The 8,783-nt window shown below is 72.8% G+C and carries 7 protein-coding genes and 1 pseudogene; 2 read left to right on the forward strand and 6 right to left on the reverse strand.

Features of this window, described 5'->3' with window-relative positions:
* Positions 1-33: 33 nt before the first annotated feature.
* Together ACWD4G_RS43480 and ACWD4G_RS43485 are read right to left on the reverse strand one after the other, a co-directional pair.
* A complete protein-coding gene (locus ACWD4G_RS43480) occupies positions 34-1,800 on the reverse strand; it encodes an ABC transporter permease subunit (protein ID WP_451303881.1) in 1,767 nt (588 codons plus the stop codon).
* Positions 1,801-1,806: 6 nt separating this feature from the next.
* Positions 1,807-3,330, reverse strand: coding sequence for an ABC transporter substrate-binding protein (locus ACWD4G_RS43485; RefSeq protein WP_451303883.1), 1,524 nt, complete (start codon positions 3,328-3,330; stop codon positions 1,807-1,809).
* 370 nt (positions 3,331-3,700) lie between these two features.
* Between ACWD4G_RS43485 and ACWD4G_RS43490 the strand changes: the two genes are divergently transcribed.
* Positions 3,701-4,453, forward strand: a complete 753-nt coding sequence (locus ACWD4G_RS43490; protein WP_451303885.1) for a DUF4142 domain-containing protein — start codon at positions 3,701-3,703, stop codon at positions 4,451-4,453.
* Between the two features lie 7 nt (positions 4,454-4,460).
* On the opposite strand, the gene ACWD4G_RS43495 is transcribed toward ACWD4G_RS43490, so the two are convergent.
* Both ACWD4G_RS43495 and ACWD4G_RS43500 read right to left on the reverse strand, forming a co-directional pair.
* Positions 4,461-4,967 carry a MarR family winged helix-turn-helix transcriptional regulator gene (locus ACWD4G_RS43495; protein ID WP_451303887.1) on the reverse strand — a complete coding sequence of 169 codons (507 nt, stop codon included), beginning with the start codon at positions 4,965-4,967 and terminating at the stop codon, positions 4,461-4,463.
* 64 nt (positions 4,968-5,031) lie between these two features.
* Positions 5,032-6,120, reverse strand: a complete 1,089-nt coding sequence (locus tag ACWD4G_RS43500; RefSeq protein WP_451303888.1) for a PP2C family protein-serine/threonine phosphatase — start codon at positions 6,118-6,120, stop codon at positions 5,032-5,034.
* Positions 6,121-6,349: 229 nt separating this feature from the next.
* Here ACWD4G_RS43500 and ACWD4G_RS43505 point away from each other — a divergent pair, with 229 nt between their 5' ends.
* On the forward strand, positions 6,350-7,351 hold the full coding sequence (locus ACWD4G_RS43505) for an NAD-dependent epimerase/dehydratase family protein (RefSeq protein WP_451303890.1): 1,002 nt from the start codon (positions 6,350-6,352) through the stop codon (positions 7,349-7,351).
* 31 nt (positions 7,352-7,382) lie between these two features.
* On the opposite strand, the gene ACWD4G_RS43510 is transcribed toward ACWD4G_RS43505, so the two are convergent.
* Positions 7,383-8,495 carry a sensor histidine kinase gene (locus ACWD4G_RS43510; RefSeq protein WP_451303892.1) on the reverse strand — a complete coding sequence of 371 codons (1,113 nt, stop codon included), beginning with the start codon at positions 8,493-8,495 and terminating at the stop codon, positions 7,383-7,385.
* Positions 8,492-8,783, reverse strand: a pseudogene (locus ACWD4G_RS43515) (hypothetical protein); the annotation flags it as partial. The gene ACWD4G_RS43510 and the pseudogene ACWD4G_RS43515, both read right to left, overlap by 4 nt.

Below are 8,783 nucleotides of genomic sequence, written 5' to 3' on the forward strand. Positions count from 1 at the left end.
GCGGCGCAGCTGAGGGCGAGGCGCGGTCGCCGTTCAGCGGCGTCTCGTGCGGTCTCCTCGGCCCGCGGTCGTGCCGGAGACGGCGAGGACGGAGAGCAGGACGAGGGCGCCGGCGGGGCCGAGTACGGTCCAGGGGGCCAGTTCGACGTACGGCTGGTTCTCCGACAACAGGCGGCCCCATTCGGCGGTGGGCGGCTGTTCGCCCAGGCCGAGGAAGCCGAGGGAGGCCAGCACGAGGACCGTGGTGGGCAGGCGCAGCAGGGCGTTGCGCAGGACGGCGGGCAGGACGGCGGGCAGCAGGTGGTGGCGGAGCAGATAGCGGGGACCGGCGCCGAAGGAGAGGGAGGCGAGCAGGTGGCCGCTGGCCCGTTCCTGTTCGATCAGGGCGGCCGCCTGGGCGGCGTAGGGGGTCCAGCCGACCAGGCAGACCGCGAGTGCGGCGCCCCCGACCGACGGGCCGGTCACGGCGGTCGTCAGCAGTCCGGCGAGGACCGCCGGCACCGTCGACATCACTTCCGTCAGGCCCGCGCCCAGCTGTGCCGCCGTACCGAGCAGTAGTCCGATGACGGTGCACGCCACCGTGACGGCGAGGGCCACGCCCACCGTACGCAGCGCTCCGTGGCCCAGCCGGGCCAGCAGATCACGGCCGAGCGAGTCGGTGCCCAGCGGGTGCGCGGTCGAGGGCGGGAGCAGCCGGGCGGTCGTGTCCACGTACAGGGGGTCGCGCAGCAGTCCGGCGACGACGAGGGTGAGCAGGGCGACGGCGCAGGCCGCGGCGATCCAGTGGGTGGAGCGGCTTCGTGGCAGGGCCGGGGTGTGCGGGGCGGGCAGGGCGCCGTCGCGCAGGGCGGGGCCGAGGAGGGTTCGGCGCAGGGCCTGGATGAGGAGACCGGCCGCCATGCCGAGCAGGACCAGGGCCAGGGTCGCGGTCTGCAGGGGCGGGAGGTCCTGGGCGATGGCGGCGTCCAGCGCGAGACGTCCGAGCCCGGGGATGTTGAAGATCTTCTCGACGGCGACGGCACCGCCGACCAACGCCACGACCGTGGGCAGGAGTTGGGGGAGAACGCCGGCCAGGGTGCGGCGCAGCGCGTGGCGGGCGACATGGCCGGGTGCGAAGCCGTAGGCGTACCAGGTCCGGGCCCAGGGTTCGTTGAAGGCGGCGGGCAGCGACTGGTCGAGCAGGCCTCCGATCATCGCGCCGGAGGGGACGCCGAGGGCGAGCGAGGGCAGCACCATGGACGGCGGCCCCTCCCACCCGCTGGACGGGAACCAGCCGAGCCACACCCCGAGCACGGTGGCGAGCAGTGAGGCGAGCAGGAACTTGGGCAGCGCGGCGAGGACGGCCGTACCGGCGGCGCCTCTCCCCCGGTGCAGGCGCCGCCGGGAGCCGAGGTACAGGGTGCGGGCGCTGACCAGCGCGGCGACCGCGACCGTGACCACGAGTGCGCCGAGCATCAAGGTGAAGGAGACCGCGAAGGCGGCCGTCACCTCGGGCAGGACCGCCTCGCCCGACACCCAGGAGGTGCCCGCGTCACCCTGCGGCAGTCCGCCCAGCCACTGCGCGAGATGGGTGAACGGACCCTCGTCCAGGCCGAGTTGCTCCCGTACGGCGGCCAGTTGCGCGGGCGTCGGGTCCTGGTCGGCGGAGCGGGCGCGCAGGACGGTCAGCGCGGGGTCGTTCCCGGACAGCCAGGGCAGCAGGGCCACGGCCGTCAGCAGCGCGGCCCCGGCCGTGAGGCGGCCGAGGCCCGCGCGCCACCGGGAGGGTCGGGTGTCCGCCCCGGCCGATGTGGCGCTCATCAGCGGCTACTTCAGGCGGGTGTCGAGGTCGATCAGGGAGCGCTCGCGCGGGTCGAGGAGCACGCCCTCGACCTCCGTGGCGATGCCCTGGACGACCTTCTCGTGGACCAGCGGGACGACGGCGTCGGTGCGCAGGATCTCCGCCTCGGCCGCCATGATCTTCTGCCGGCGCTTCGTCGTGTCGCCCTCCTCGGCGGCGGACTTGATGGCCTTGTCCACCTCGGAGTCCTTCAGGGCGGCGATGTTGTAGACGCCGTCGCTCGTGTAGTCGCTCGCCAGGTACGCGACCGCGTCGCCGGTGTCGAGGAGCGTGACCCGGGAGAAGACGAGCGCGTCGTACTTGCCGGCGAGGAGGTCGGCCTCCATCTGTGTGTACTCGCGTACGTCCTGCTTCACGGTGAACCCGGCCTTCTCCAGCTGCTGTTGCAGGACGGTGGCGGCCTCGGGCAGCTCGGCGCGGTTGGTGTAGGTGGCCAGACGCAGGGTCTTGCCCTTCGTCCCGTCCTCGACCTCGGCGGTGGTCGCGGCGTCGGCGCGGCGGGTGACGTCGACGCGGTTGTCGGCGGCCCAGGACACGGCGGGCCCGAACAGGCCCTGCGCGGGGTCGGCGTACCCGCCGAACACCGAGTCGACGAGGGCGGAGCCGTCCACGGCCTCGCGGGCCGCCGCGCGCAGCGCCGGGTCGGTGAACAGGCCGCTGCCGGTGTTGAGCACGAGGCTGTCGGTCCGTACGGACGGCACCTCGTGACGGGTGTCGGCGTCCAGCAGCTTCGCCTGGGCGGTGGGTATCCACTCGGCGATGTCGACGTCGCCGGAGCGCAGGGCGTTGGCGCGGGCGGTGCCGTCGGCGATCCAGGTCACGTCGATGCCGGGCGCCGCGGCCTCGCCGCCCCAGTAGCCGTCGTAACGGTCGAGGGTGGCCTTGGACTTGCCGGTGAGCTTCGTGATCTCGAAGGGGCCGGTGCCGGTGCCGACCGGGCTGACGGTGCCGTCCTCGCCGTACGCCTTGGCGGAGAGGATGCCCAGCGCCGGGCTGGCGAGCCGCAGGGGGAGGACCGGGTCGGCGGTCTTGGTGGTGATGGTGACGGTGTCGGCGTCCTCGGCCTTCGCGGTGAGGGTCACATCGCTGAGGACGCGGGGCTTGGTCTCGGCGGCGCCCGCGTGGTCGAGCGCGTTCACGACGGACTCGGCGGTGACGTCCGTGCCGTCCTGGAAGGTGGCCTTACGCAGTTCGAAGGTCCAGGTGGTGTCGTTCGTCCGCTTCCAGGACTTCGCCAGCGCGGGCGCGGCGGCGCCGTCCTCGTCCAGCGCCGTCAGGCCCTCGGCCACGGACAGCTTGCTCAGCACGGTGGCGTCGTTGCTGTACGGCGACAGCGCCTGCACCGGCGGCACCGCGAGAGCGACCCTCAGCCGCCCCGCCGATCCGCCGTCGCCGTCCGTGCCCGAGCCGTCCTCACCGGAGACGAAACAGCCGGCCAGCAGCGGGGTGAGGGCGAGCACCGCGAAGAGGCCGCGGGAGGTCGTACGCATGGGGGTCCTGTCGTGCGGGAGAAAACGGTAGACCCCCGGGAGCACCGGATGGGGTGAAGGGGCCAAGACAGCATATAAGGCAAGGCTTACTTCACCTGACGGGGGTAGCTGAAATCTCAACCATCGAGACCGCGCCGGGGGCCGGGCCGCGTTTCACCTCCCCCGGCTCGCACCACCCCGCGTTCCCGCAGGTCAGAGGGGAGCGAAGCGCATGGCCACACCAACCGTTCTGAGCACACTGCAAAATTTACCCAGCGCAATGATTCATTCGGGCGTCTCATCCGTACCCCCTGGCGACCCAGTCGCACCGGCGGCTCCGGTGTGCCGTATCGGAGCCGCCGGGTGCGGCCACCCGCTGCCAGGAGATGTCATGCGTACATGGAACATCGGAACGATTTTTGTGAGCGGCGGTCTGGTGCTGACCGTCGCCGCGCTCGCCTACCCCGCCATGCTGGGCATCGAGAAGACGGCCACGGGATCGGAGCGGATCATCGCCAACACGGCCTACGGGCCGCTGACGGAGGCGGACCGGGACTTCGTGATCAAGGTGCGGTCGGCGGGGCTGTGGGAGTACCCGCTCGGCGAGATGGCCATGGAGCGCGGTACGACTCCGGAGATGAAGGAGGCCGGCGAGCACCTGGTGGTGGGGCATGCCGGGCTCGACGAGATGTGCCGCAAGATCGCTCCGGAGCTGGGCATCACCCTCAACAACCAGGCGAGCCCGCAACAGCAGCAGTTCGTGGAGACGGTGAAGGTGGCCAGCGACAAGGAGTTCGACTCCACCGCCGTGACCATCATGCGGGTCACGCACGGCCAGATCTTCCCGACGATCGCCAAGATCCGCGCCAGTACGAGGAACACCCTCGTGCGCCAGTTGGCCGACCTCGCCAACGACACCGTGCTGGACCACATCACCGTGCTGGAGAAGACCGGTCTGGTCAACCACGAGAACGTCAACTACCAGCAGACCAACCCGCCGAAGCTGCCCAGCGACCAGGTCACGCCGCCCGTGCCGCAGCCGGGTGCCCCGATGGTCGTCCTGAGTCCTCGTCCGGATCTGGATGTGCGGACCAGTGCCCCGACGGCCACGCCGTCGTCGCCGTCGCCGTCACCGGAGGGGTGAGGGGCCCTCAGACGCCGCGCCCCACCGCCGTGTCCACGACCCAGCCCAGCGGATACGGCTCCGGGTCGTCCACCGCCGGGGCCGGGGGCTCCCCGCCCGCCTCGTTGAACGCCGTGAGCGCGTCGACGAGTGCCGCGCGCTGCCCGGGGTCGAGGCGTTCGACGATCTGTGCGATCTCGGTACGGCGCCGGGCCATGACGTCCGCGACGGTGCGGCGCCCCTCCTCGGTGAGCATGAGCATGGTCTCGCGGCGATTGTCAGGGTTGACCTGACGGTCGGCGAGGCCGGCGGCGATCAGCCGGTCGACCATGCGCATGGCGGTGGACGGCGCCACCCTGAGCAGGTCCGCGAGGACGACGAGCTTGGTGGCGCCCCGGGTGGACAGCGCCACCAGCATGCGGAACTGCGGCAGCGTCACCCGCTCCTCGACCTCGGCCAACGAACGCGCGGAGACCGCCACCAATAGCCGTGACGCGGTCAGCACCGCTCGCGTGACCGCATCGACATCGTCCATGCCCCTCACAGGGGTTTCGCGCTCCGCCATGCCTCCCTTTCTACGCGGCATGGCGCGTGCGCACTCAATCGCCCCGGTGAGATTTTCCCTTTCCATGACCGTGGTAGCGCAGCAGGAGCATGGCGGCGTCATCATGGGTCGGCCCGCCCGCGTGGCGCACCACGTCCTCCCGCAACGCGTCCAACGCGCTGTGCGGGTCGGAACACGCCAGCAGGTGGGCCCCGTCGGCGAGCGGATAGAAGGAGCCGTGTTCGTCCCGGGCCTCGGTCACGCCGTCGGTGTACAGCAGCAGTTGCTCACCGGGCCCGAACGCCACCGGGTACGGCTTCGGCCCGTCGCCTCCGTGGGCGCCGAGCCCCAGGGGTAAGGCGTAGGTGGGTGGTTGCGGGAAGTCGACGGTGCCGTCGCGGCGTACCCGCATCGGGGCCGGGTGGCCGTAGTTGAGGAAGACGGCCTCGTGGTCGGTGCCGATCTCGGCGAGGACCGCGGTGACGAACGTCTCCCCCTCCAACTCGCGCGCCAGGCTGCGCTCCAGCCGCTCGCCGAGCCCCACCAGATCGGGCTCGTCATGGGCGGCCTCCCGGAAGGCGCCGAGCACCACGGCGGCCGTCTCGACCGCGGCCAGCCCCTTGCCCTGCACATCGCCGACGATCACCCGGACACCGTGCGGCGAGGCGACCACCTCGTACAGATCACCGCCGATCCTCGCCTCGGCGACGGCGGAGGTGTACGAGACCGCCATCTGCAACGGGCCCGCCGTCAGGGGCACCGGCCGCAGCAGCACCCGCTGGGCGACCTCGGCGATCGAGCGGACACCGGCCAGCTCCGCCTCCCGGCGCGAACGCATCACCGCGGCGGCGATGGCCACACCGGTGACACCTGCCACCGATCCCAGGGCGGCGAAGCCCCGGCGCTGTTCGAACTGCCCGTTGTACAGACCGAGTGCCACGCACAGCACCAGCGCCACCACGCCGATCACCGCGGTACGCCGCCAGCCCCCGACGAGCCCGGAGAAGGCCGGGCCGAGCGACACCAGCGGCAGCAGCCCCACACCGGGTCCGGCCACGACGTCCACCCCCGTCACCACGGCCATCACCGCGACCGGCATCGCGGACAGCAGTCTGCCGCCGGACGGCGGGTTCTTCTCGGTCATGGCGTACTCCAGCGGCGGGCCCGGCACCGGAGAGCCGCCCTGCTCAGGCGCCCCTCCTCACTCTGAGACTATGCAAAGGTTGTCCCGATCGCGGGGCCCTCAACCCGCCCCTTTACCCAATCGAGTCCGAGGGCCGGCCACCGGCCGATCCCTGTGCGGCCCTTACGGAAGCGTGACGTGACGGGCGTGGACGCGGGGTGCCGCGGGTGGGCGGACCTAGCGTGGCCGTATGCGTGTACTGGTCACCGGCGGTGCCGGGTTCATCGGGTCCCATGTGGTGGATGTGCTGGTGGAGGGCGGGCACGAGCCCGTCGTGTTCGACGTGTCGGTGGACACGGGCGCGGATGTGCGGGACCGGGGGGCGGTCGGCCGGGCGCTCGTCGGGGTGGACGCCGTGTGTCATCAGGCGGCGATGGTCGGTCTGGGCACGGGATTCGCCGACGCGCCGGAGTACGTCTCCCGCAACGACCTGGGTACGGCGGTGCTGTTGGCCGCGATGGCCGACGCGGGGGTGCGGCGGCTGGTGCTGGCGGGGTCGATGGTGGTGTACGGGGAGGGGCGGTACGAGTGCGGGCGGCACGGGGTGGTGCGGCCGGGGCCGCGTGAGGCCGACGATCTCGCGGCAGGCCGCTTCGAGCCACTGTGCCCGGTGTGCGGGGCCGAGTTGTCACCCGGGCTCGTGAGTGAGGAGGCGCCGGTCGATCCGCGCAATGTGTACGCCACGACCAAGCTCGCCCAGGAGCATCTCGCGGCGGCGTGGGCGCGTACGACGGGCGGTACGGCGGTGTCGCTGCGCTACCACAACGTGTACGGGCCCCGGATGCCCCGCGACACCCCGTACGCCGGGGTGGCCTCCTTCTTCCGGTCGGCGCTGGCGCGCGGCGAGGCGCCCCGGGTGTTCGAGGACGGGCGGCAGCGGCGGGACTTCGTGCATGTACGGGATGTGGCCGCCGCCAATGTGGTCGCGTTGGAGGCCGAGGTCCGGGACGGGGCGCTCACGGCGTTCAACACCGGCAGCGGTGAGCCGCACACGGTCGGGGAGATGGCGGCGGCGCTGGCCGACGCGTACGGCGGGCCGGAGCCCGTGGTGACCGGGGAGTACCGGCTGGGCGACGTACGGCACATCACGGCGGACTCGTCCCGGCTGCGTTCGGAGCTGGGGTGGAAGCCGGAGGTCGGCTTCGCCGACGGGATGCGGGAGTTCGCGCGCTGCGGGATGCGGGGCGCGTGACCCCGCCCAGCACCGGTGGTGCTGCCCGCTTTCAGGAAGCGGCCGCGGGCAGTACCACCTCGAAGCGGCAGCCGCCGGGGATGTTGTGGACCGTGGTGCGGCCCTGATGGGCCTCGACGATGCCGCGGACGATGGCGAGGCCGAGGCCGGCGCCCGCCGGGGGCGTACGGGCGTGGGTGCCGCGCCAGCCGGTGTCGAAGACGCGGGGCAGGTCCTCCTCGGGGATGCCTCCGCAGCCGTCCGTCACGGAGAGCACCACGCCGTCGGGGGAGCGTTCGGCGGCCACCATGACGGTGCCGTCGGCGGGGGTGCGGCGGATCGCGTTGACCAGGAGGTTGCCGAGGACCCGGCTCATCTCCTTGCCGTCCACCTCTACCGGCAGCGGCTCGACACGGTCGCCGACGAGCCGCACCCCGTGTTCGTGGGCCAGGGGGTACACCCCGGCGAGGGCGTCGCCGATCAGGTCGTAGACGGACATCCGGGACGGGGTGAGGGCCAGGGCGCCGGCGTGGATGCGGGAGAGTTCGAAGAGGTCGCCGACCATGCCGTTGAGGCGCTCGACCTCGGTGCGGATCTGTGTGAGATAGCGGGCGGGGTCGGCGGCGACGCCGTCCTCCAGGGCCTCGGCCATCGCGCGCAGACCGGCGAGCGGGGTGCGCAGGTCGTGGGAGATCCAGGCGACGAGTTCGCGCCGGGAGGACTCCAGGGCGCGCTCCCGCTGCCGGGACTCGGTGAGTTTCGCGCTGGTGGCCGCCAACTCGGCGCTGAGGGAGGCGAGTTCGGCGGTGGCCGGGCCGTCCGGGGCGGCGAAGGAGCCGCCGTCGCCGAAGGAGCGGGCGGCGAGTTGGAGGGCGCGGCTGCGGGCGACGACCCAGCGGCCGAGCAGCAGCGCGGTGGCCAGCGAGACCACCGCGGCCATCGCCACGACCGTGGTGACGACCGACAGGTCGTGCGGGGAGAGGAACATCGCCCACGCCACAGCCAGGGTCCCGGCGAGCATCGCACCCACCGCGACGGCGGCGACCACCGTGAGCGACGCGATGAGGGAGCGGCGCCGCAGCAGCCGCAGCGCACCCGCGCCGAGCAGCCCGGCGGCAGCGGCCCCCAGGAAGGCGATGAGGGCCATGAGCAGGGTGTCCTTCATGGCCGCGCCTCCTCGTTCCGGTGGTGGGCGGAGGGGGCGCGGTCGCCCCTGTCGTGGCGGGCGGGTGGCCGGGCGTCACCGTCGCTTGGGGGTCGGTCGTGACCGCCGTCGACCCGGGCCCCGGCGAGGCCGCCGCCGGCCGAGGGCCGGGTGAGGTCTTCGGCGGCCGGGCTGCCGGAGGAGCCGCCACCGACCAAGGGCCGCATGGGACCACCGCCAACCGAAGGCCGGGCGGGGTCTTCGGCGGCCGGGCTGCCGGTGAAGTCGCCACCGGCCAAGGGCCGCATG

Source organism: Streptomyces sp. NPDC002643 (assembly GCF_053592555.1).